Source organism: Vibrio sinaloensis (assembly GCF_000808535.1).
Lineage (GTDB): Bacteria > Pseudomonadota > Gammaproteobacteria > Enterobacterales > Vibrionaceae > Vibrio > Vibrio sinaloensis_D.
Window position 1 is genome coordinate 1 of sequence record NZ_JWLV01000009.1, and the last position, 22,527, is coordinate 22,527.

Annotated in this window: 22 protein-coding genes; 5 read left to right on the forward strand and 17 right to left on the reverse strand. The window is 48.0% G+C overall.

Features of this window, described 5'->3' with window-relative positions:
• Window positions 1-26: 26 nt before the first annotated feature.
• On the reverse strand, window positions 27-290 hold the full coding sequence (locus tag RJ47_RS05865) for a YfcL family protein (RefSeq protein WP_005471697.1): 264 nt from the start codon (window positions 288-290) through the stop codon (window positions 27-29).
• A gap of 157 nt (window positions 291-447) precedes the next feature.
• On the opposite strand from RJ47_RS05865, the gene RJ47_RS05870 reads away from it, so the two are divergent.
• Together RJ47_RS05870 and RJ47_RS05875 are read left to right on the forward strand one after the other, a co-directional pair.
• Window positions 448-2,586 (forward strand): LruC domain-containing protein, encoded by a 2,139-nt coding sequence (locus tag RJ47_RS05870; RefSeq protein WP_039482404.1) that lies wholly within the window; start codon window positions 448-450, stop codon window positions 2,584-2,586.
• 10 nt (window positions 2,587-2,596) lie between these two features.
• Entirely contained in the window at window positions 2,597-3,043 is a 447-nt protein-coding gene (locus RJ47_RS05875) for a hypothetical protein (protein ID WP_039482407.1), read from the forward strand.
• A gap of 61 nt (window positions 3,044-3,104) precedes the next feature.
• Here RJ47_RS05875 and RJ47_RS05880 read toward each other — a convergent pair whose 3' ends face one another.
• On the reverse strand, window positions 3,105-3,635 hold the full coding sequence (locus RJ47_RS05880; protein WP_039482828.1) for an elongation factor P hydroxylase: 531 nt from the start codon (window positions 3,633-3,635) through the stop codon (window positions 3,105-3,107).
• A gap of 219 nt (window positions 3,636-3,854) precedes the next feature.
• Between RJ47_RS05880 and RJ47_RS05885 the strand changes: the two genes are divergently transcribed.
• A complete protein-coding gene (locus tag RJ47_RS05885; protein ID WP_005471875.1) occupies window positions 3,855-4,478 on the forward strand; it encodes a trimeric intracellular cation channel family protein in 624 nt (207 codons plus the stop codon).
• Between the two features lie 36 nt (window positions 4,479-4,514).
• Here RJ47_RS05885 and RJ47_RS05890 read toward each other — a convergent pair whose 3' ends face one another.
• Window positions 4,515-6,419: a bifunctional metallophosphatase/5'-nucleotidase gene (locus RJ47_RS05890; protein WP_039482410.1), complete on the reverse strand. Its 1,905-nt coding sequence runs from the start codon at window positions 6,417-6,419 to the stop codon at window positions 4,515-4,517.
• 563 nt (window positions 6,420-6,982) lie between these two features.
• On the opposite strand from RJ47_RS05890, the gene RJ47_RS05895 reads away from it, so the two are divergent.
• The gene (locus RJ47_RS05895) at window positions 6,983-8,989 is read left to right on the forward strand and encodes a DUF885 domain-containing protein (protein WP_039482413.1); all 2,007 of its coding nucleotides are present in this window, start codon (window positions 6,983-6,985) and stop codon (window positions 8,987-8,989) included.
• Between the two features lie 150 nt (window positions 8,990-9,139).
• On the opposite strand, the gene aroC is transcribed toward RJ47_RS05895, so the two are convergent.
• Both aroC and prmB read right to left on the reverse strand, forming a co-directional pair.
• Window positions 9,140-10,225, reverse strand: a complete 1,086-nt coding sequence (aroC, locus tag RJ47_RS05900) for a chorismate synthase (protein ID WP_038140258.1) — start codon at window positions 10,223-10,225, stop codon at window positions 9,140-9,142.
• 190 nt (window positions 10,226-10,415) lie between these two features.
• Complete coding sequence (gene prmB, locus RJ47_RS05905) at window positions 10,416-11,348, reverse strand: 50S ribosomal protein L3 N(5)-glutamine methyltransferase (protein WP_038140256.1); 933 nt, start codon at window positions 11,346-11,348, stop codon at window positions 10,416-10,418.
• A 62-nt stretch (window positions 11,349-11,410) separates the two neighbouring features.
• Between prmB and smrB the strand changes: the two genes are divergently transcribed.
• Window positions 11,411-11,941, forward strand: a complete 531-nt coding sequence (gene smrB / locus RJ47_RS05910) for an endonuclease SmrB (protein WP_005471744.1) — start codon at window positions 11,411-11,413, stop codon at window positions 11,939-11,941.
• Between the two features lie 113 nt (window positions 11,942-12,054).
• On the opposite strand, the gene flhB is transcribed toward smrB, so the two are convergent.
• The 12 genes from flhB to fliH all read right to left on the reverse strand — a co-directional run bounded on the left by flhB (window position 12,055) and on the right by fliH (window position 22,515).
• Window positions 12,055-13,185 (reverse strand): flagellar biosynthesis protein FlhB, encoded by a 1,131-nt coding sequence (flhB, locus tag RJ47_RS05915; protein ID WP_005471693.1) that lies wholly within the window; start codon window positions 13,183-13,185, stop codon window positions 12,055-12,057.
• Between the two features lie 15 nt (window positions 13,186-13,200).
• Window positions 13,201-13,983 (reverse strand): flagellar biosynthetic protein FliR, encoded by a 783-nt coding sequence (fliR, locus tag RJ47_RS05920; RefSeq protein WP_038140252.1) that lies wholly within the window; start codon window positions 13,981-13,983, stop codon window positions 13,201-13,203.
• 3 nt (window positions 13,984-13,986) lie between these two features.
• Window positions 13,987-14,256: a flagellar biosynthesis protein FliQ gene (gene fliQ / locus RJ47_RS05925; protein ID WP_005471695.1), complete on the reverse strand. Its 270-nt coding sequence runs from the start codon at window positions 14,254-14,256 to the stop codon at window positions 13,987-13,989.
• 12 nt (window positions 14,257-14,268) lie between these two features.
• On the reverse strand, window positions 14,269-15,144 hold the full coding sequence (gene fliP / locus RJ47_RS05930; protein WP_039482416.1) for a flagellar type III secretion system pore protein FliP: 876 nt from the start codon (window positions 15,142-15,144) through the stop codon (window positions 14,269-14,271).
• A complete protein-coding gene (gene fliO, locus RJ47_RS05935) occupies window positions 15,131-15,547 on the reverse strand; it encodes a flagellar biosynthetic protein FliO (RefSeq protein ID WP_038217705.1) in 417 nt (138 codons plus the stop codon). Before fliO ends, fliP begins: the two co-directional genes overlap by 14 nt.
• Window positions 15,548-15,550: 3 nt before the next feature.
• On the reverse strand, window positions 15,551-15,961 hold the full coding sequence (fliN, locus tag RJ47_RS05940) for a flagellar motor switch protein FliN (protein WP_005471831.1): 411 nt from the start codon (window positions 15,959-15,961) through the stop codon (window positions 15,551-15,553).
• Between the two features lie 20 nt (window positions 15,962-15,981).
• Window positions 15,982-17,031 carry a flagellar motor switch protein FliM gene (gene fliM / locus RJ47_RS05945; RefSeq protein WP_038140243.1) on the reverse strand — a complete coding sequence of 350 codons (1,050 nt, stop codon included), beginning with the start codon at window positions 17,029-17,031 and terminating at the stop codon, window positions 15,982-15,984.
• 7 nt (window positions 17,032-17,038) lie between these two features.
• A complete protein-coding gene (gene fliL, locus RJ47_RS05950) occupies window positions 17,039-17,539 on the reverse strand; it encodes a flagellar basal body-associated protein FliL (protein WP_038190098.1) in 501 nt (166 codons plus the stop codon).
• 35 nt (window positions 17,540-17,574) lie between these two features.
• Window positions 17,575-19,836, reverse strand: a complete 2,262-nt coding sequence (locus RJ47_RS05955; protein ID WP_039482420.1) for a flagellar hook-length control protein FliK — start codon at window positions 19,834-19,836, stop codon at window positions 17,575-17,577.
• A gap of 109 nt (window positions 19,837-19,945) precedes the next feature.
• Window positions 19,946-20,386 carry a flagellar export protein FliJ gene (gene fliJ, locus RJ47_RS05960; protein ID WP_038190095.1) on the reverse strand — a complete coding sequence of 147 codons (441 nt, stop codon included), beginning with the start codon at window positions 20,384-20,386 and terminating at the stop codon, window positions 19,946-19,948.
• Between the two features lie 6 nt (window positions 20,387-20,392).
• The gene (fliI, locus tag RJ47_RS05965) at window positions 20,393-21,715 is read right to left on the reverse strand and encodes a flagellar protein export ATPase FliI (protein ID WP_005471816.1); all 1,323 of its coding nucleotides are present in this window, start codon (window positions 21,713-21,715) and stop codon (window positions 20,393-20,395) included.
• Window positions 21,715-22,515, reverse strand: coding sequence for a flagellar assembly protein FliH (fliH, locus tag RJ47_RS05970; RefSeq protein ID WP_038140232.1), 801 nt, complete (start codon window positions 22,513-22,515; stop codon window positions 21,715-21,717). Before fliH ends, fliI begins: the two co-directional genes overlap by 1 nt.
• Between the last annotated feature and the right edge of the window lie 12 nt (window positions 22,516-22,527).

Below are 22,527 nucleotides of genomic sequence, written 5' to 3' on the forward strand. Positions count from 1 at the left end.
CAACCCCTTTCTATTTTTGCTCGGCATCACGCCATGTTTGCAAGCTCTTGCCATAGATCATTGACGATGGTTCTGTCTGCTGGCGTTAACTCTGAGCGAGCCGCATCTAGACTTGCTTCAATACGAGCTCGCAGCGTTTCAATGTCATTGATGCCTTCTTCTTCACAAGCAGCAGCAGACAAGGAAATATGGCCTCGCAAGTAACCACCCGCGAACAATTCATCATCTGAGGCGGAGGAAATTCGTGCGTCAATCAGCTCAAGAAGCTTCTCTTCAAATTCAATAATCATGGTGATGCGTTGCCTAAATCAGTTTGCGTCTCAAAAAGGATGATGAAGCTTCTCACATTGAGAATGTGAACGCAAACCCTATATACAGCAAGGCTTGAGAGTATGGCACGCTCTGTGCAGTTTCAGTGATAACCACACACCAGACCGAGGAAGTACAATGAAATTAAATCAGATCCTCCAAGGGTTAACGCTATTCTTAACCGCGCAAGGTTTCACCACGTACACCAATGCAGAAACGCCTTTTACGGATTGCCCATCAGAAGCATTTCTTATTCAAAGTCCGTCAAGTGCGCCTGTCGCCTACGGCGTGAATATCGATTTGGGCAGCTACGTTGTGCTCGACTCTTCGTTGGGAGCAGACAAAATTAACGCGGTAGGGTACAGCCAGCATGATGACTTTATCTACGGTTGGGATTACGGAGCACAATCACTGACCAAAATTGACGCGAACTTTGTCAAATATCCGCTCTCTATCAGCAAGCCAACAGGCGCTCCTGCTTCAATTTACGTAGGTGATGTCGCTTTGGATGAAAATGCTTGGTATGGCTATCGCCCGAACTACGGACTCTATAGGATCGATCTTGTCACGCAAGTAATGACGCTCGTCGCCAACTCAAGCCAATTTGGTAATCCAGCCATTTATGATCTCGCCTTTCATCCCGATAACGGCCTCGCCTACTCCATCGATGCGAACGGATATTTGTGGGAGATTGATGTTAACAGCGGCACATCAACGCGACTCAACCAAGTGTTAGACAAAGTCGAATTAGGATACAAATTGACGTTTGGCGCGATCTATTTTGATGTCGATGGCAACCTTTACGGAAGTAACAACAGTAATGGTTACATATTTCGGATAAACATCAACGGCAGTACCTCAAGCGCCGCCTTTTTCGCGTACGGACCATCAAGTAATTCGAACGATGGCGCGCGTTGTGCCCTCGCTCCGGTAGAACCGAGCATTTACACCGATTTCGGCGATGCCCCGGATAGCTATCAAACCTCTTACGCTCAGCTTGGGGCAAGACACGGTCTGTCGGATCTTAAACTCGGCGCATTAGTGGATGGTGAGTCAGATGGCAGCCCATACCCACTCAGCGATGATGAATCAGATGGCAGCAATGACGACGATGGTATCCAATTTCCCGTCCCAGTTCAGGTCGGACAAACCAGTAAAATCATCACCACCGTTAATGGCGCAAGCAGTGATTCTGTCCTTAACGCGTGGATAGACTTCGATCGAGATGGCAGCTTTGAAAGTAGCGAACGCATCATTAGCGATCTCAGTGTCAGTGACGGTACCAGTGACGTCTTTTTCTCGGTCCCAACGTGGGCAAATGTAGGGCAAACTTGGGCAAGATTTAGACTGTCCAACACATCGGGGATCGGTCCATCTGGCGGCGTTCCCGCAGGTGAGGTCGAAGATTACCAGATAGACATTACCGAAAGTGGTGTGGTCACGGAAAGCTATCCAACGGGCGCATCCCACGTCACCTTCGCTTATGAAGACCAGTACCCACTTGTCGGAGACTATGACATGAACGACGTCCTGATGAACGTCAAGTTCACCGAGTATCAGCTAGACGATCAGGTGATTCGACTTAAGATTGAAGGTCAAATCGCCGCATTAGGTGGGGACAACCGGTCAGGCTTCGCGATCCGCTTACCTAACGTTGCTCGCAGCGACATTAAACAAGACTCAGTTGTGTTGACGGTCAACAATGTTGAAGCAGAAGGCGCAGTGCTGGAAGAAGGTACAACAGACGCCGTTTTTATCATTCACGAAGACCTGTGGGACATTACAGAAGCTGGCGAAGCCGAAAACTGCACCATGTTCCGAACTCAAGTAAACTGTGGAACCAGCTATCGACCCTCTTGGCAGCTCACACTATCGATGCAAAACGCCATCAGCACAGATATGATGCCTGCGTTCCCTTATGACCCATTCATCTTTGCTGCACCTGGTCATTACTACGGCGATGTTGGTCTGGAAGTGTCTGGCGGCTATCCTGGGCGTGGACTCGAGATTCACCTTAAGAATAAAGCACCGACCAGTAAGTTCAACCCAGCGTACAAGTCCAAAGGCGTAGATGCGTCATCGGGAAGCACTCACTATCACGACGCTAACGGTCTACCTTGGGCAATCGAGATCCCTATCAGTTGGAAACACCCGCTGGAAAGAGTCAACATTCTTGAAGCCTATTCTCAATTTGCTGGCTTCGCACAAGACAGCTCAGGCGGTACGTCTCCGACCTGGTACGCCAACTCAAACCTCAACAAAATTTATCAAGACTAAGGAGAAGCCGATGAACACGTTAACGAAACTTTACCTAGTCACCTGCTTCTCATTAAGTCTGACTGCCTGTGGTGGTGGCGGTGGCGGCGGTTCTTCCTCGCCAAGCGCTGGAAGTTCTGGCGCAGCAACCCCTACACTGCAAGATCTTAAAATAGACAAAGAAAACACGCTTGAGTCGGTGTACCACTTGTCTGTGGATGTCGAACTCGCCGACCTTGATGGCAAACAAGCCTATATTGCGATTTGTGACAACAGCGCGGGCGAAGCAAACATTGACTATGACCAGTGTTTAATCAAAGCCAGCTTGAAACAAGGCAGTGGGCAGTTTGATCTTCGGGTTGCGAATCATTGTGATTCATTGGTGGCGGTTGTTTCCGTTATGGATCAAGGGGTACCAGTCCGTTACTATCAACATCAGCATGATGGCCAAGCAGAGACGGTTTGGTACATCCAATAGGCTTAACTTACTCGCCTATATTCAAAAAAGAAGCCGCTCCAGGCGGCTTCTTTTTTTGAATTTACTGAACAACAAATTGATCAAGGGTCAACGGTGGTATCTGGTAAAAGTCTCTCAATGCATCCGATAGCATTTTGACTCGTAGAGGTATGCCTTGATCGAAAATCTTTTCCACTTCAGCATGCACTTTGGTCATAAATCCAATTCGGTCTGGCTCAAAGTCGCCATTTAAGTTGTCACAACTGACGCTAAATGGAAACCCAGCACTCATTGCGAGTATCCACTCATAGGCTTGCGGACGAATCTCTACTTTTTCAAACTCAGCTTGGACTTGCTCGGTACGTCCATCAGGCTCATACCAATAACCAAAATCTTCCAGTAACCGACGCTCAGGCCCTGCGACACACCAATGGGCCATTTCATGCAAAGCAGAGGCGTAAAAACCACGAGCAAAAATAATCCGATGATGCGGATGAGACTCATCGGCAGGCAGGTAAATGGGTTCGTCACCACCCAGTTCTAATTGGGTGTTGTACTCAGCCAAAAATGTACGGTTAAAAATGGTGATTAAGTCTTGATACTCGTGGGTCATAGCTTGATATTCGGTGATATTTACAGCGCGAGCATTGTCGCATGTTCTGTCTTCAATGCAAATCCCCACACAAATGATACTGGCATTAGAAAAAGTTATCGGATAAACGTTTTCGCGGTCACAAAAACTCATTCGTCACCGATCACATTTCCCACTACACTCACGCCTTAATTTATATGATGGCAGAAGCATAAATCTGCACGATTTAAGGCAACAACAATGTTACTCAGCGTTTTATATATCATTGGTATCACAGCAGAAGCGATGACTGGGGCTTTGAGCGCCGGTCGCAGAAAGATGGACTGGTTTGGGGTTATGTTGGTAGCCAGTGCGACCGCGATTGGTGGCGGTACTGTGCGTGATATTTTGCTGGGTCACTACCCGCTAGGTTGGGTGAAAAATCCTGAATTCTTGGCGATCACCTGCATTGCGGGCGTGCTTACCACTGGCTTGGCGAAATGGGTGATTAAACTGAAAGGTTTGTTCATCCGCCTAGATGCGCTGGGGTTAATCGTCTTTAGTATCATCGGCACTAAGATTGCGATGGGCATGGGACATCATGCGATGATCTGTATGGTTTCCGCCCTTGTGACCGGTGTTTTTGGTGGTCTTCTTCGTGACCTAATTTGTCGTCAAACCCCGTTAGTCCTACACGAAGAGCTCTATGCGTCAGTTGCCCTCGTTGCCTCTGGACTGTACCTTGCTCTGCTCGAGTTTGGCATCAATGATGTCACGGCCACCATATCCACCTTGGTCGTTGGCTACGTGCTGCGTATGGCGGCGGTGCGATTCAAATGGCGTCTCCCTTCCTTCCAATTGGAAGCTGAGAGCTCGATTCATTGATTAAAAAAGGCTTGGGAACCCCAAGCCTTTTCGCTATTAGTTTAACGCTTTAATCAAGGCTATCTCTCGCTCAAGCTTGCGTTTTTCCCCCTCGGACGCATCAACCAACTGAGCTTCGCGAAGAGCCAACGCCTTTTGTTGCTCTTTCGCCGAAGTAAACAACCATTCTTTCACGTTAATCGAGGCAATGTTGGTGTATCGACCATCTTCACTGCTTGGCACAGAAATTTCGCCGCTATTAATCAGCGTCTTAACGATCTCGCGTTGTTCATTGTAGCTATCATCCAACCCGACAAGTTGCCAACGCTGTTGTGGTTTACCTTCATAAGTACCGTGCTTTTGCTCTGTTAAGTAGCGAATCGTCAAGTTGCGAATGGTGCCCTGCTCTTCACCGTATTCCGCCTCTGTATCAAACAACACAGGGAACGAACGACCTTCAAGTACACCGCCTTTTTTGGTCAGGTGGCCCATACGATAACTATTCATACCGATGCGCACATCACTCTTGTCAGTAACAGCTGAGCCATCAGCAAATTTAAGGTCGGTGATGCGCTCACCTTTTGGCTTGGTCAAGTCAATCTTGTACGTCACGCCTGCAAAAAAGTCATTGGTCGAGTATTTAGACGCTCGTCGCTCTGGATCAAAGCTGTAGGTTACATCCCCCGGTTTCACAGAGTTAAAGTAACCCGCAGACCACTCCATATATGTTTTCAGCTCTTTACCCGTCATTTGGTAAACCGTAATTTCGCCGCCCGCATACTGGTAGTTGTAAGCAATATCTTTCGCTTTGATAGGACCGACATCAAGCTCGGCATTGTCGTTATCAATTTGCAGAGCAATCACATTCGCCTTTGGCGCGTAATGGAAGCTCGCTTCTTGGAACAAAGCACTGATACCGGTATCTTGAACATGTACCTGAGGGATACCGCGGATTTCATTTTCAGGAACCAAGTCAACGCCCGTTAACTCAGCAACCTCTCTGTTAGCCATCTCTCTTAAACGTTTATGATATGGCTGATACAGCGCCTCCATTTTCTCGTCGGAGTCGATACCTTTGATTTTGTAGGTAAAGCTGTCTTTGTTGACGAGAGTGAACTGACCATCTCGCTCCTCAAATTGCAAATCGACACGAGAGAGCGCTCGACCATATTTATCTGGCTCTGTGATAATCACACCATTGACCACTGCCTTATCAATGCGGGTATGCATGTGACCTGCGACGATGGCATCAAGCTCTGGGTTGGCATTAGCAATATCAGTCACGCCGGTATTGGCGATATCGTTTTCATTGTCTAACCCCATATGTGCGACAAGTACGATGGCATCAACCTTGTCATCAATTTGCTCAATGACTTTTTTCACTTCTAGCGTTGGATTGGTAAACGTTACGCCTTCGAGACGATTCGTCCCTTCTGCAAACACTTGTGTCATCGGCGTATCCATCCCTATCACACCAATTTTGATGCCTCCGCGCTCAATCACTGTGTAACCTGGAAGAAATGGATTGCCGTCTGGACGTTTGATGTTTCCACCTAACGACTGGCCTTTAAACTGCTTTAGTGAACGATTTAACACGCTCAAACCAAAATCAAACTCGTGGTTGCCTAATACCCAAACATCGTATTTCATTTCGTTGAAACCGAGCATCATTGGGTCAACAGGTTCATCTTTGAATGTCTCGACAAAGTTGCCTTGAATGGTGTCACCTGCGTCAACAAGAATGGTGTTTGGTTGCTCTGTTCGAATCTCTTTCACCTTGGTGGCAATCTGGCTCAAACTTCCACGCATGTTCAGTTTGTCCGCAGCGTAATCCCACGGCATGAAATGACCATGTAAATCAGAGGTACCAAGGATCGTGACTTGGTGAATGTCGCCGTCTGCGGCTAACGCGGGAAAAGAGAGCGATAAAAAGATCGCGCTGGATAGTAGGGTCTTCTTCATTTGCATTATTCATTATGTTGTTAATAAACAGCATGAATACTATTAACTTAACCACACCTCAAATGTGATTTAATTCACCTAAAAACATCCCTGTAACATTCAATTGCACACATATGAGAGAGAACGCTCACATTCAACAGGGATTTGTCCCTAATAACGTCCCAAAATCATTCGCCACATAAATATCCACCAATCAATAATCAAACTGCCATTTATGTGAACGCTTTGGCACTATTGAACAAAATGCCATCACAAGCTTCAGGACATTATTGAAATATATGCAGTTCTTGCGCTTGAATCTGCATTCAGAAAAAGACACTTGGTGACGATTCACACCGATATCGGATATCCATTCATCATGCATAAAACCAACGTAAATGGACTAAAAATTCGGCTAGATCGACTGTGAACCAATACACAATTTTTTGCGGATGGGTTCGATAATCTAAACAGACAGGGAGTAATCATGAGCTTTGGTGCCCATCGTGTGTCACCTCCTAATAACGACAATCGACATACCGTTCACCACAGCACTGACCATTAATCCAAATAAGGACTCAACGATGAAAAAGCACTTATCTGTTACTGCATGTTCGGCTCTCATCACCTTTGTACTCTCAGGCTGTTCGACTGCACCTACCCCTTCAGCTTCTTTGCAGTTAAATCAACTTATCGATAACTATTCGGCACAAAGCGCTCAACTCGACGCAACAGAATATGGTCTCGTGAATGATCAAATGGCGTTGACACGTCAGACGTTGGATAGAAGCTACCTTGACCAACTGATGCAAATTGATCGCTCACAGCTGACCGATGAGGAAAAGGTCTACTTCGATACCTTTCGTTTTGATCGGGAAATTGCTATTCGAGGAGCGACCTTTGCCAATGCCAGATTTGGCAACCCTGATGTACCCCTGACCCATTTCTACAACTTTATGCAGTGGAACGCTGAAGACGCAGGCGCAGCGATTGAAAATGATGCTGAAAATCGCCAAGCTTATTTTGCTCAGTTAACCAAACTCAATGACTACACGTCTTGGGTGCGCAACCTTCATAGCCAATACCAACTTGGTCAGTTAGAGCAGATCCAACTGCCCAAAGTACTGGTGGAAAGACTCTATCAAAATAGCCTTGCTACCATAGCGGCTGATGATTGGGCGATATTGAAAGTCGGCTTGAACGATTTGAAAACGCAATCAGGGTATGAACCAAGTTTTGTTGAGGAGTATCAGTCTGCTGTAGATAGTGCCATCAAAGCAAGCGACGACTTGCTCAACTATCTAAGTACCGACTACCTGCAAACGGCACGTGGAGAAGGCACACTGAGCGATCAATATATCGGTTGGGGTGATTTACCCAATGGGCAAGCTTGGTATCAGTGGCACTTGGATAGAAACAGTACCACAGGGAAGCCGGCTCAGGAGCTCTACTCATTAGGCGAAAAACTGGTCGCAGAGGCAAAGGCTGAGATGATCCGAGTCGCGCGATTGGTCGTCGACAAACGCGGCTCCACAGTAAAAGCGGCATTTAGAGATCCAGAGACGCAAGCGGTGACAATTCGTACATTCCATCTTGTCACCAATACGGGAGAAATTGACCTGCCAGAATTTTTTGCTTACTTGAACAGTGAGCAATTTTTCTATGGTCGAGATGGCGCACTTATCTCTGGCACACCCCATGAAACAACCTGCAAGGCTGCTTCAAATCAATCAGCCTGTGAAAGCGCACTGCTCGATTACTATACGTTCAAAAACAACGCGAACGACGTGGTTGCGCAATATTTTAAGCCCATCAAAACAGACTACACGATTGAACCAACCCCAACTGGCGGCGAGCGCTACGATGGTGTCGCGTCCTACGACAACAATGTGTTCACCCTCAATACCAATCCAGACTACAGTTTGCAAAAATGGAACGTTTCTACCCTTCTGCTCCATGAGGCAGCGCCAGGTCATCACTTCCAGAACGCCTACGCAAGCGAGTATCCACCAGCAAATATCCCAAACTATATGGATGACATTTGGTACACCGCCTATGGCGAGGGTTGGGCGCTTTACACCGAGTGGCTAGGATTAGAAATGGGTATCTACGGAGAGCTGAACAACAACGGCGTGCCAAACTTCACCAATGGTAAAGGCATGTGTTTGCCAAACTTGGACTACAGCCAATTCCAAGGGGGCATCTATACCGATGAGCAAGAGTGCAATGCCTTACAGTACTTTGGTAGCCTCAACGAAGCCCAATTGAGAAATATGCGCTTAGCCGTCGACACAGGTATTCACGCCAAAGGGTGGAGCATTCAACAGGCTCGCGACTATATGCGGGCGAATTCTGCCCTCGGAGATGGCGACATTGAATCGGAAAGCTATCGCTACGCCGCTCATGTGGGACAAGCCGTTTCTTATAAATCTGGCTATTTGGTGATTAAGGAGATGCTCGACAAAGCGCAATCGAAACTCGGTAACAAGTTCGATTATGCTGAGTTCCATGATCAGTTACTTCGTTATGGTCAACAACCAATGGAAGTGGTGGAAGAAAATATCAACAACTGGATAGCGTCTAAATCGTAATCCCTCACTAGCCATTGAAGAACTAACCCGTGCGCCACTCGTGGATAGAGAAACGGGTAAAAAGATCGATTTCCACGACGTTTTGAGCGCATAAAAAAAATAGCCCCGATATGACTGTCGGGGCTATCTTAATCTACACACTGTCTATAACTAGATTTGTGGTGTTTCTGTCGTCACGCCATGGTTTTGACCACGATGGCGCAGTAAATGATCCAGTACCACAATCGCTAGCATCGCTTCCGCAATCGGCACTGCGCGAATACCCACACACGGGTCATGACGCCCTTTAGTAATCAGCTCCGTTGATTCACCTTGTTTGGTAATCGTTTCACCAGGAACCGTAATACTTGATGTTGGTTTTAAGGCGATATTGGCAACAATATCTTGCCCTGTTGAAATGCCGCCTAAGATACCGCCCGCATGGTTACTACCAAATCCATCCGGAGTAAGAATGTCGCGGTGTTCGCTGCCCTTTTGGCTGACAACATCAAAGCCATCACCAATTTCAACGCCTTTCACCGCGTTAATGCTCATTAGCGCGTGCGCAATATCGGCATCCAAGCGGTCAAATACTGGTTCACCCAAGCCTACAGGTACATTGGTAGCAACCACTTGCAGTTTCGCCCCAATGGAGTCGCCCTGCTTTTTAAGGTCACGAATTAGTTGGTCGAATGCGTCCACTTTATCTGCATCAGGACAAAAGAAAGCGTTGTTTTCGATTTCATCCCAGTCGACTTTATCAATCGACACATCACCCATTTGCGACAAATAAGCACGAATCTCTACACCAAACTCTTGCTTAAGGTACTTTTTAGCAATCGAGCCTGCTGCAACACGCATGGCAGTTTCACGCGCAGAAGAGCGACCGCCGCCGCGGTAATCACGCACCCCATACTTTTGATGGTAAGTGTAATCCGCATGACCTGGGCGGAACTTATCTTTGATTTCTGAATAATCTTTAGAACGTTGATCAGTATTTTCAATCAACAAGCCAATTGAAGTGCCTGTGGTTTGGCCTTCAAATACACCTGAAAGGATTTTCACCTCATCAGGTTCGCGGCGTTGGGTGGTATAACGAGAAGTACCCGGACGACGACGGTCCAAGTCAATCTGAATATCTGCTTCGCTAATTTCCAGACCTGGAGGGCATCCGTCGACGATACATCCTAGTGCGATACCGTGACTTTCCCCGAATGTGGTTACGCGGAAATGTTGTCCGATACTGTTTCCTGCCATTACTTCCTCAAACTGGTTTCACTCTGTACACAGAGCTTTACACTTTAATTTTTCATAATTTCATAGTGTCTTTATTACCGATTGATGTAAACCCCAAACGGCAACTATTTTGCTTTTTGCCACGCATAAAAAAACGCCAAGCCGAACGATACATTCGGCTTGGCGTTGATATGTTTGTCTAAGCGTCGCGTTAGTCTTTGTAGATAGAGAACTCTGCAGCGTGCTCTAACATTTGCTCACGCGTTAGCATAAACACGCCGTGGCCGCCATTTTCAAACTCTAACCATGTAAATGGAATATGCGGGTATTGCTCCATCATGTGGATCATTGAGTTACCAACCTCACAGATAAGAATACCGTTTTCAGTTAGGTAGTCTGGCGCGTTTGCAAGAATGCGGCGTACCAATTTCAAACCGTCTGTACCGGCAGCCAAACCCAGTTCTGGCTCATGGGTAAACTCTTCTGGCAGGCTGTTCATGTCTTCTTCATCCACGTAAGGAGGGTTCGAAACAATCAGGTTGTACTGCTCTTTTGGTAGATCACGGAACAGATCAGAACGGATAGGGAAAACTTGTTGCTCCATGCCGTGGTCTTGGATGTTTTGCTCAGCAACTTGCAGGGCGTCGGTTGAAATATCGATCGCATCCACTTCTGCATCTGGGAAAGCGTGCGCGCAGGCAATCGCGATACAACCGCTACCTGTACACAAGTCCATAATTCGAGCTGGTTCTTCAATCAACCAAGGTTGGAACTCAGCTTGGATTAGCTCACCAATTGGCGAGCGAGGCACAAGTACGCGCTCATCAACAAAAAACTCCAGACCACAGAACCATGCTCGGTTAGTCAGGTAAGCTGTTGGAGTTCGCTCATTGATGCGTTTCACCACTCGTTCAACAACGCGCAGACGCTCGCTGCTCGTTAAGCGAGAATTAAGAACATGCGGAGGCACATCAATTGGCAGGTACAGTGTTGGTAGAACAAGCTGAACCGCTTCATCCCATGCGTTATCAGTACCGTGACCATAAAACAGGTTAGCGGCGTTGAAACGACTCACTGTCCAACGAATCATATCTTGAAGCGTGTGAAGTTCCGATACCGCTTCTTCTACAAAAATCTTATCCAAAATTGCCTCCGAAAAGCGCTACAATACTGCCAATCGCATTTTTAAATACGTATAAATGACCCATGAGTAAAAAAGAGACCGATATCGACGATGATTTCGCCCTTTTTAGGGATGCAGTACAAGGCGTAAAAAAGTTGTCACAGGATACCATAGTCCAGCAACCAAAAAGAAATACTAAGCAAAAAGAAATCGTCCGAACCAGCCGTGAAGCCAGTGATTCTGAGTTCTACTTTTCAGATGAATTTGTGCCGCTGCTTAGCGAGGATGGCCCAACGCGTTACGCACGTGATGACGTGTCAACCTACGAGGTCAAGCGCCTACGTCGAGGCGTCTATGTGCCGGATGTCTTTTTGGATATGCATGGCATGACACAACTTGAAGCCAAGCGCGAACTCGGCTCCATGATCGCCTATTGTGTGAAAAACGAAATTTCGTGTGCCTGTGTACAACATGGTATTGGTAAGCATATTTTGAAGCAGAAAGCGCCGCTGTGGCTGGCTCAGCACCCTGATGTGATGGCCTTTCACCAAGCACCACTCGAGTTTGGTGGCGATGGTGCGCTATTAGTGCTTCTCTCGATTCCAGAGAAGTAGTGAGAAGAGAGATAACGTAAAAAGGCTGACGCATCATTCGTCAGCCTTTTTAGTTGATAGTCGCACAATCTTGTCTAAGTGAGCGTCACGCTATCGAATAAGATGAATAGCGCCTACTTCCTCAAATCAGGCGGAATTGGCAGCTCCGATGTTTTCAAGTTAGGTCTCTGACCACCACGCTTGCGGTACTGTTTTAGCTGGAATACATAAGCCAACACTTGTGCTACTGCCGTAAAGAGTCCATCAGGAATCTCTTGCTCGAGCTCTGTAGAGTGATAAAGCGCACGCGCTAATGGCGGCGCAGGAATAACGTAAATGTCGTGCTCGCGGGCAATTTCGCGAATTTTCAGCGCCATATGGTCGGTACCTTTCGCCACGACAATCGGCGCGCGATCGGTATTTTGCTTATAGCGAAGTGCGACAGAAAAGTGCTCTGGGTTGGTGACAATTACGTCCGCTTGCGGCACTTCTGCCATCATTCGGCGTTGAGCCGCTTCACGCTGCAACATTCGAATACGACCTTTAACTTCCGGCTTGCCTTCTGTCTCTTTGTACTCGTCTTTGACCTCTTGTTTGGTCATTTTCAGTTGGTTGGCGTGTTGCCAAATCTGGAATGGAATATCTATCGCCACCACGATCAATAGAGAGCAGCTGATGAGCAAAACAAAGTTGAGCAAAATATCGAGCGCATGAAAAATATTCTGCGGGAAGACATCCATACTCAGCTGAAACAAATCTTCCTTGGCAGCATTGATAAGGTAAAACGCCATACCCGATACCAAGGCTACTTTTAGTATCGATTTGATAAGCTCAACCCAACTTTGAATCCCGACCATACGTTTTAAGCCGCTCAATGGATTCATCTTGGACAGTTTTGGCATGGCCGCTTCAACGGAAAAGCTGATGCCCCCCACTCCCGCAGCACCTGCGACAGCGGCAACAAATAGCGTCACAAGGATAAGAATCAGAGGCAAGATAAGACTGGTCAACGAGCCGAGCGCAATGTCGAACAGCTTTACATGATCGAATATCTCTTCTCTTGAGAGCGAGAAAAGGCGTTCCATAACGGTATATAACCCACGCGCCAACGAGTCACCAAACCACATCAGCGCGACGGCACCCACTACCAACACAGATACGGACGCCAGCTCTTTTGACCTTGCAACCTGCCCTTTTTCTCGAGCCTGTTGCAAGCGTCTGGGCGTGGCGTCTTCGGTACGTTCTTGACCGTCAGACTCTGCCATTTAATCTCCCAGCAGTTAACAATTCAAACGGATAAAGCGACATATTTGCTGCTCACCTTGTAACCAGAATAGCTCATAGTGGCTGTACAATCCGCCAAGGATGTACCAACACAGCAGCAAACCGACCATCAATGCAAACGCAAAGCCCAACGAGAAAATGTTTAACTGAGGCGCAGCACGCGTCATCACACCGAACGATAGGTTAATGGTCAACAAAGCAATAATGCCGGAGAGAGACATACTCAGCGACACTTTAAACATGATACCAAGCCATGAGGCAAGCTCTCGAAAATCAACGGTCGTCAAGGAGCCGGCACCGATAGGTAGCGATTGAAAACTCATCACCACCAACATGATCATCTTTAAGTGCCCATCGGTCGCTAAGAAAAACATTGTGGCGAGAAACATAAATAGCTGACCAAGCAACGGGGTATTCTGGCCATTGGCAGGGTCCACCATTGACGCAAAACCCAAACTCGACTGCATACCCAGTATTTGACCCAAGATAACAAAAGTTTGAATCATAAACTGGGTCACCGTCCCCATGGCCACGCCAATGACAATTTGCTCTAGCAAGGTCAAAAAACCTTCAAATGAGAGCAGTTCAATCTCTTCGGGCACAGCAGGAATTACTGGCATCACAGCAAAAGTCAGGGCAAGCCCCAAGTACAAACGAACTCGGGTTGGAACAAAACGTGCGCCAGTGACTGACATCACCATGAGCATCGCCGATATGCGGGTGTAGGGCCAAAAGTAGTTGGCGAGCCAATCCAATACGACGCTTGCTGGGAATTCCATAGCCTAGTACAGCACCTGAGGAAGTCGCTCGATGATGCCGAAGAAAAATTCCATCATCATCTGCGTCATCCAGTGAGCAAAAAGCATCAAAGCTAATAAGGTCACGATCAAACGCGGCAGAAAACTCAAGGTTTGTTCGTTGATCGAGGTCGCCGCTTGGAAGATGGCAACCACCAAACCAATCAGCAAGCTGGGAATGATGATGGCACACACCATGATGAGTACCATCCAAAGTGCATCACGAAACAGCTCAACAAATATCTCAGGCGTCATTGTTATCTCCCGCTACAAGGCGAAACTGCCGGCCAAGGTGGAGAGTATCAAGTTCCAGCCATCAACCAAGACGAACAACATGAGCTTAAATGGTAAAGATACGATCATCGGCGAGAGCATCATCATACCCATCGCCATCAGAACAGAAGCGACCACCAAGTCGATAATCAAAAACGGCAAGAAAAGCATAAAGCCAATCTGGAATGCGGTTTTTAGCTCAGAGGTGATAAATGCTGGGATCAACACCGCCATCGACACATCTTCGGGGGCCGTTGCCGTCGACCCCGAGATATTCACAAACGTCTCCAAATCTTTCACGCGCGTCTGCTTAAGCATGAAGTCTTTCATTGGCGCTTGGGCCAAATCAAATGCCTCGCGAGCGGTGATTTGCTCGTTGATGTAGGGCTGCACAGCAACATCGTTAATTTTGTTCAAAACCGGTGACATGATAAAAAAGGTCAAGAAAATCGCGATACCGATGATCACCTGATTCGATGGTGTTTGCTGCAAACCCATCGCCTGACGCAATATCGACATGACAACGACAATACGAGTGAACGACGTCATCAAAATGACCATGGCAGGCAAAAAGCCCAGCATTGTCATTAAAGCTAAAATTTGTAGGTTAACTGAGTAATCTTCGCTGCCATCGGCATTGGTTGTCATGGTAAAGGCAGGAACTCCGCCTCCCCCGCCCGTAAAGCTGCCCGTCGTGAGGGTTCGTGCCGCGCCTTGTTCTTGCGTCATGGCGCTCACTGTGACCGACTCTGACGCCGCCGCATTGGCAGGGATTGGCGTGTCGATCTCTTCTTGTCCAAACGAAGAAACGGAAAATAGCTGGACAAAAAGCGTCAAGACAAAGGCAAGTATGGAGCTAGTTTTTATCATGCTTTTTCAATAGCTGACTGAGTTGACTGGCGAATGGACTAGCCGCGAACGCCGGTTTGTTCAGCTCCTCCTGAGAAATGGGTTTATCCAACTTGGAAATCAATTGAATGGATTGCGCGGTGACACCAACCAAAAATTGCTCTTCACCAGCTTGAACAATCATGATTCGCTCTCGAGTCCCAACAGGGATTTGCCTTACCACACTCAAACCTTGCTGATTAACCAAAGCAGGAATGCGCATTCTTTTTAAAAGCCATGCGAGAAATAGGATGAAGACAATAACGAATAAGAGCGACCCAAACGTGGTCGCCCAATCAAGCTGGCTACTTGGTGTCGCAGCCAGTACGGATGAGGAAAAGAGAACCAGAGACCCGAGCCCTAATCCTTTCACCAAATAAGCCATAGTTTACCTTAGCTTCTTAATACGCTCGGTCTGGCTGATCACGTCAGTGAGACGGATACCAAACTTATCGTTCACCACCACCACTTCGCCATGAGCAATCAAGGTGCCGTTAACCAACACATCCAGAGATTCGCCCGCTAAACGCTCGAGCTCTACTACAGAGCCTTGGTTTAGCTGCAACAAGTTACGAATGCTGATTTGTGAACGCCCAACTTCCATCGAAATTGTGACTGGAATGTCGAGAATCGTATCGAGCTTACGACGCTCGTCGTCGGAGATAGGGCTTGAGGTATCTTCAAGCTCATCAAGTTGAGCCGACATGACCTCATCAACATCGATTTCTGGTGCGCTTGGATCTTCACCTAAAGCTGCCGCCCATTCGTCAGCCAGTTTTTGGTCGTCACTTGGTTCCATACCTATTACCTACAATTCTTTTAATCTTCGATTTCACCGTCATCATCTTCTAATTCAGAGATGACATCTTTACCAAGGAAGGCAATGTCAGTTTTGACCACATCCGGTCGTTTGATTTTTTCTGACACTTGTACCGCTAATTTATCACCTGAGCGCCCCATTTTTACTCGGTACGTTGGCAGCTCTTCAACAAACATGGTTGCGTGCTCTGGCATCGCGATTGGGATGATATCGCCAGGTCTCAACTCCATCAGGTCACGCAATGAAATATCTTGCTCGAGTAAGTTCACTCGGAAGTTAACAGGCACATCCATGATCTCTTCACGCAGTGCCGTACTCCAACGGACGTCGGTTTCCATCTTATCGGATTGGACACCCGCATCGAGCAATTCACGGATTGGCTCCACCATGGAGTAAGGCATAACTACGTGGAAATCACCGCCGCCGCCATCCACTTCAATGTGGAATGAGCTAACCACAATAACCTCTGTTGGGCTAACAATGTTCGCCATACTTGGGTTCACTTCTGAATCCAAGTACTCAAACTCGACCCCCATCACCGGTGACCACGCTTCTTTGTAATCTTCAAAGACGATTTTAAGCAGCAGTTGCACGATGCGACGTTCGGTTGGGGTAAATTCACGGCCTTCGATACGCGCGTGAAAGCGTCCATCCCCGCCAAAGAAGTTCTCCACCAAAATAAACACTAGGCGCGCTTCCATGGTGATCAACGCTGTCCCTTTTAAAGGTCTAAAGCGGACCATGTTAAGACTGGTCGGTACGTATAGGGTGTTTTGGTACTCACCAAACTTCATCATCTGCACGCCGTTGATCGACACTTCAGCGGTTTTTCTTAGCATGTTAAATAAGCTAATGCGCATGTGTCGAGCAAAGCGCTCGTTGATAAGCTCCAGTGTTGGCATTCGACCACGAACAATGCGGTCTTGAGATGAAAAGTCGAAGTCAACGGCGCTGGAGTCGCTAGCAACCGATTCTTCTTCTACCTCATCAACGTCATCAACACCATGAAGTAGCGCATCAATTTCGTCTTGGCTTAATAGATCTGTCACAGCTCACCTATTGGATGACAAAGTCGGTAAATAGAACACGCTCAATTACGGGTTGCCCTACGGCTCGAGTTAAGCTGGCTTTGATGTCTTCTGTGGCTTTTTCTCTTAGCTCAACACGGCCAGTTGCACTGCGCAGTTGCTCTACCGTTGCCGATGCGAAAGTACTCAGCAATGAACTTTCCACCAAGGGGGAATGATAACGTGCCAAGTTTTCGTTTTCAGAGCCTCGAACCATCAGCTGGACTTTAATCTGAACTAGGCGGTCTCGCTTATCGCCAGTGACATTAAAGATAAATGGCTGGGCAATATTCACATAGGCGACAGGGTCTGTAGGCACGACAACTTCTTGTTGCGAGGTATCGGCTTCAGCTGCCGCTTCATCATCTGAACCCATCAAGAAAAACGCAGCACCGCCGCCACCGAGTAAAAGAACGACGACTGCAACAATAATGATGATCAGTTTGCCTTTTCCTTTGGGCGCTTCCGTTTCGACTTCTTCAACTGCCATAACTTAACGTTCTCTTTATGTTGGTATTTTATAGTTTAAGCGTAATAACTAATTCCATCACGCTTTGCTGCCACATTCAAATCAAGATTGATGTCTGGTTCAAGGTTTTCTTCGCCTAACCCAGCCTGATTGCTGCTTGGTTGACCACCTTGCCCCTGCCCGTTCGCAGCATAGCGGTTTTGCTGCTGTCCACTTGCTTGTTGCTGAACGGAGGTGTCGCCTAATTGAACCCCCTGCTGAGCAAGCATCTCGCGAAGGCGAGGCATCGACTGTTCTAGCGCATCACGCGCCTGCTGGTTCGCGACGGTAAAGTGGACGGTCGCACCATCACCATTCATGTTCATCCGAATCTGCATGCGCCCTAGTTCCGGCGGGTCAAGGCGAATATCGATGTTTTTGAGGTTCTTAGACATCATCATCTGAACGCGCTCTGCCACTTGATCACTGGCAATCTCACGATTCAATTGTAGCGGGACTTGAGCAGTTTGATCAGCGCGAAGTTGTCCCGTTGGGGAGTTAGCCTGTTGAATACCTGCTGCTTGCGCCAATTGTTGCGAGAATCCTGATTCTGTGCCGCCTTGTTCACCAGGCGCACCTTTACCATTATTAAGCATTGTACCTGTCGCTTTCGCGCCCATCGCAGCTTTTAGCATGGCTTGCTCAGTAACAACTGGAGAAGCCGCTACGTTTACTGGCGAATTCACCACGGTTTGCAGTTGTCCTGCCAACGCTTCAGCACTTGCCGCTGGCATGGCCGACGCCGCATTCAGCTGCGCTGCGTTTGCCATTTGTGTTGCTTGTGACTGACTAAGAGCTTGATGAACAGATTGAGCCACCACAGCCTGCTGAACTTGCGGTTGTTTATGTTTCAGGACTGGGTCCTCATCCACAATAACTTCATCACTACTGACGGCCCACGGAATGGCTGTTGCAGCCGCTACGGATGCCGCCACCGGTGTTTCAGCGCTTAATGTGGCCGACTCAACGACGTTCGGGGTGACGGCAGCAGATTGAGCGTTCAATTTAGGCGAGTTTCCACTCTCTACAGGCACTTCCTGAGATTTGGCTTTTTCCATCATTACCGGAGTGGCTGATGCTGCGACTAATTCGGGAGAGACCGCAGTTTCGCTTTCTTGCGTCTGCCCCTCTGGCAACTCATCGACAGCGACACTCTGAGCCCCGTGCTGCATTCCAACCTGCTGTTGGAGTGCCTCCGGATCCGTTGCGGTATCACGCTGATTCGCGTCTACCTTCAATGGTTTTACTTCATCGCCGCTTAGCTGCACCTCAACATTTTCGAGCACTTCAGCGTCTGTAGCACCTGTTTGAACAGTAGCGGTATCGCGCTGTTCCTTCACGGTATCTGGATTGAGTGCGTTGGGGCCTTGCTGCGCAACTTGTTCATCAGAAACTTGCTGTTCGACAAACGGTTTTATCGCTGCGGGGATAGCGGCATCAGATTCATTCGACGGTTGTGCGGAAGTCAGCTCCGAAGCGGCCGTCTTAACACTTGGATCAGATTGCTCTGTGATTTTGCCTGCACTTGCTTGCAACTTAGGTTGCGATTGCAATGATTCGACGCCCTTTGCTTTCTCATCTACGATTTGTGCCTCTGTTTGGAGGGAGGCAACTTCGGAGGGCTTGGAACGGCTCACTGTTTCTGCGTGGGTCGCTGCCGCTGTCACTTGAGTTTGACTCTCTTCCTGAGGCAAAGCCTTGCCGTTGTTCGATTGCAAAGCACTGTTAGACTGATCTAGGCGTTTAAGGATTTCTTGATTATCCGCGACTATTTTTTCGGCATCACTTGGAGCGGATTTTGTTTGTGGGTCGCGCGCTTGAACAGGCTGTTTCTCGTCAGCCTCAGTGGTGTTGCTTGACGCAGACAACTTTGGTTGCGATTGTTCTTGACTCGCAGAGCTCGATTCTTGGTCAGTCTTAGCACGCTCTGAGTGGGTAACATCCGACTCTTTGACCGATTTCGAACTAGTATTCTGCGCATTATCGCTTGAGGCATCGTCGCTAAGCAGTTCATCTGCCGAGCTATTTTTGATTTTATCCGCGCTCGCAGCATCTCCAGCGCCTTTCACTGCCGCTGGTTCTTCGGAAACCTCTGCTTCTTTTGTTGCGTCGGCTTTTACGGTTTTCTCGTCAGTCGCTGATTCACCTTTGATCAATGCTGCCAACTTAGAGAAGAAGCCCTCTGAGCTTGATTCCTCACTGACTTCGGAACTGCCGTCAACAACGGCAGCTTTGGTCGCCTTTGGGCTCTCAGTCACTGTTGATAGGTTTATATTCATAGTCAAACACCTGCGGCTGAACGTAACGCTCTGTTAGGGTGGCAAGATCGCCAAGTTATTCACTTACACTGCAAGAAGTGAGCCACATTACTTGTTTAAAAAGGTGATGTTAGTTCGATAAACGACGGGAAAATTGCAGCGTCGCAAACTCATCCATTTGCTTTTGCTCGCGCGCATTTTCTAGGTGGGCTTTTTCTTTCTGTTTCTTTTCAATCAACCATTCGTAAGAGCGTCTCTGCTTACGGCTCTCAAGCCAATGCTGCTCGCACCCTTCCACCTGACCTTTAAAATGCTCTTCCGCTTGTTTTTGTTTGGCGAGTGTTTCATCCAAGGTGGTCAAAAATCGATTCAAATGGCTATATTGGCTAGCCGTTAAGCCTTGCTGTCCACGCTCGACCAATTGTTTGCAATAGTCTAAACGGTACTTTTCGATTTGCTCTAGTTGCTGGTAATAGCCTTCAAGCTCTTTGCGTGCTTGACTGAGTGCCAAAACGGCTTGATTTTCGCGCTCTTTTGCCTGTTCAAGTAGAAACTCTAGTGCATTGTCCATTGTCTACTACTCCCCTTGCAGCAAACCACGAAGCATGTTGACACACATATCGTAAGGGACGCTTTCTTTCATCGACTGCTGCAAATAGGCGTCGAGCTTCGGCTTGATGGTAAACGCACCATCAATAGCCGGATCGGTCCCTGGCTTGTAGGCTCCGATCGACACCAAGTCTTGATTCTTACGACATACTGACAGCACTTGGCGAACCGCTTTCGACATCAGTACATGCTCTTCCGAAGTAATCTGAGGCATAACACGGCTGACTGACTTTTCGACATCGATAGCAGGGTAATGCCCCGCATCAGCCATTTCACGAGACAGCACAACGTGACCATCTAGAATCGCTCGGGAGGCGTCGGCGATAGGGTCTTGTAAGTCATCCCCTTCGGTCAGGACGGTAAAGAAGGCGGTGATAGAGCCTTGTTCTGGGCTGCCATTCCCCGCTCGCTCCACAAGCGCTGGTAACTTAGCAAACACCGAAGGTGGATAACCTTTGGTTGCTGGCGGCTCACCAACCGACAGAGCAATTTCACGCTGAGCTTGAGCAAAGCGGGTCAGTGAATCCATTAGCAGTAGCACATCTAAGCCTTGGTCACGGAAATACTCAGCAATGGTTAGAGCGGTTTGGCACCCCTTCAAGCGCATCAAAGGTGAAGCGTCGGCGGGCGCGGCCACCACAACAGAGCGCTGACGACCATCAACGCCCAGTATTTCTTCAATAAACTCTTTAACTTCGCGTCCACGTTCACCGATAAGCCCAACCACAACGACTTGGGCCGTGGTGCCTCGAGTCATCATACCCAAGGTTACCGATTTACCGACACCTGAACCCGCAAACAGACCGATACGCTGACCTTTACCGACGGTAAGAAGACCGTTAATGGCTTTGATGCCGACATCGAGAGGTTCAGAAATGGGCTTGCGCGCAAGAGGGTTGATTGGTTGAGCGTTGAACGACGCGCGTTTTTCCGTGTAGATAGGACCGAGTCCATCAAGCGGATTTCCCACCCCGTCAATCACCCTTCCGAGCAGTTCCATACCAACAGGTAAACCAGTTTCACTGGTCAACGGGGTAACTTTCGCTCCTGGAAGTACGCCAGTGATTTGCTCACTCGGCATCAAATAGAGACTTTCGCCAGAGAAGCCAACCACTTCGGCTTCCATTTCTCCGTGCATGGTTTCAACGCGGCATAAGCTACCGATAGGCGCTCGGCACCCTGTCGCTTCGAGAGTTAATCCCACGACACGAACCAACTTGCCTGAGGCAACAGGACGGCAGGTTAAGCCGCTTGTGGTGTATTGAGAAAGGCGTTCTGCGAGGGCGAGCACTACTCACCACCTTGGTGACGATTCACCCCACAAAAACTTTGAATCACGCTGCGAATGCGTTCTTCCATACGGTAGTTGACACTTGATTCACCCGCTTCAATCTGGACATCGCCGCGATTGAGCGCGGGCTCAGGCATCAGTGTCCAGTTACGGAAGTTAAGTTCCTCTTCACCATAGGAAGAGCGGATAATTTCTATGTCTTCTGGATGAAGCTTTAATGTGATGGCATGCCCCGAAATAGGCAAAGATTCGACCGATTGTTTGATGGTATCTAGAATCACTTGTGGATTGGTCTGTACTTCAACGTGAACCACTTCTTTCACTAGTGTCAAAACCATGTCGACCAGTTGCTTTTCAACTTGCGCGTTCATCAGTTCAAGTGGCTGCGCAAACTGATTGGCCAAGCCAATAAAGGTTTGAACTTGTTGCTGAATAAACTCTTGTCCCGCAGCAACGCCTTCGAGTTTGCCCGCTTCAAGCCCTTCTTGATGACCTTCTTCTAAACCTTGTTCTTTGCCTTTTTCATAACCTTGCTTAAAGCCCGCCTCTTGCCCTTGGTGCAAACCTTCTTGGTAGGCTTGTTGCTTGATTAGCTCAATCTCTTCTTCAGTCAGTTCAACAGGCGCTTCATCAACAGGCTCCGAGACTGTTGGTGTCCAGCTAGGGTCATAGTTCATCGCCGTTTGTTTTGCTTTGGCGTGCGTTTTAGACGTGTAGTCAGGCATTCCCCAACGCTCGGCTTTTTGAACGACTTCGTCATCATCTAAACGCAAGAAACCGCGTTTTCTTTCCCCAGACATAGACACCTTATT

Excerpts from the sequence above, each read along its gene's own strand:
- RJ47_RS05865 (WP_005471697.1), bottom strand. The coding sequence starts at position 290 with ATGATTATTGAATTTGAAGAGAAGCTTCTTGAGCTGATTGACGCACGA.
- RJ47_RS05870 (WP_039482404.1), top strand. The coding sequence starts at position 448 with ATGAAATTAAATCAGATCCTCCAAGGGTTAACGCTATTCTTAACCGCG.
- RJ47_RS05875 (WP_039482407.1), top strand. The coding sequence starts at position 2,597 with ATGAACACGTTAACGAAACTTTACCTAGTCACCTGCTTCTCATTAAGT.
- RJ47_RS05880 (WP_039482828.1), bottom strand. The coding sequence starts at position 3,635 with ATGACCCACGAGTATCAAGACTTAATCACCATTTTTAACCGTACATTT.
- RJ47_RS05885 (WP_005471875.1), top strand. The coding sequence starts at position 3,855 with ATGTTACTCAGCGTTTTATATATCATTGGTATCACAGCAGAAGCGATG.
- RJ47_RS05890 (WP_039482410.1), bottom strand. The coding sequence starts at position 6,419 with ATGAAGAAGACCCTACTATCCAGCGCGATCTTTTTATCGCTCTCTTTT.
- RJ47_RS05895 (WP_039482413.1), top strand. The coding sequence starts at position 6,983 with ATGAAAAAGCACTTATCTGTTACTGCATGTTCGGCTCTCATCACCTTT.
- aroC (WP_038140258.1), bottom strand. The coding sequence starts at position 10,225 with ATGGCAGGAAACAGTATCGGACAACATTTCCGCGTAACCACATTCGGG.
- smrB (WP_005471744.1), top strand. The coding sequence starts at position 11,411 with ATGAGTAAAAAAGAGACCGATATCGACGATGATTTCGCCCTTTTTAGG.
- flhB (WP_005471693.1), bottom strand. The coding sequence starts at position 13,185 with ATGGCAGAGTCTGACGGTCAAGAACGTACCGAAGACGCCACGCCCAGA.
- fliR (WP_038140252.1), bottom strand. The coding sequence starts at position 13,983 with ATGGAATTCCCAGCAAGCGTCGTATTGGATTGGCTCGCCAACTACTTT.
- fliQ (WP_005471695.1), bottom strand. The coding sequence starts at position 14,256 with ATGACGCCTGAGATATTTGTTGAGCTGTTTCGTGATGCACTTTGGATG.
- fliP (WP_039482416.1), bottom strand. The coding sequence starts at position 15,144 with ATGATAAAAACTAGCTCCATACTTGCCTTTGTCTTGACGCTTTTTGTC.
- fliO (WP_038217705.1), bottom strand. The coding sequence starts at position 15,547 with ATGGCTTATTTGGTGAAAGGATTAGGGCTCGGGTCTCTGGTTCTCTTT.
- fliN (WP_005471831.1), bottom strand. The coding sequence starts at position 15,961 with ATGGAACCAAGTGACGACCAAAAACTGGCTGACGAATGGGCGGCAGCT.
- fliL (WP_038190098.1), bottom strand. The coding sequence starts at position 17,539 with ATGGCAGTTGAAGAAGTCGAAACGGAAGCGCCCAAAGGAAAAGGCAAA.
- RJ47_RS05955 (WP_039482420.1), bottom strand. The coding sequence starts at position 19,836 with ATGAATATAAACCTATCAACAGTGACTGAGAGCCCAAAGGCGACCAAA.
- fliJ (WP_038190095.1), bottom strand. The coding sequence starts at position 20,386 with ATGGACAATGCACTAGAGTTTCTACTTGAACAGGCAAAAGAGCGCGAA.
- fliH (WP_038140232.1), bottom strand. The coding sequence starts at position 22,515 with ATGTCTGGGGAAAGAAAACGCGGTTTCTTGCGTTTAGATGATGACGAA.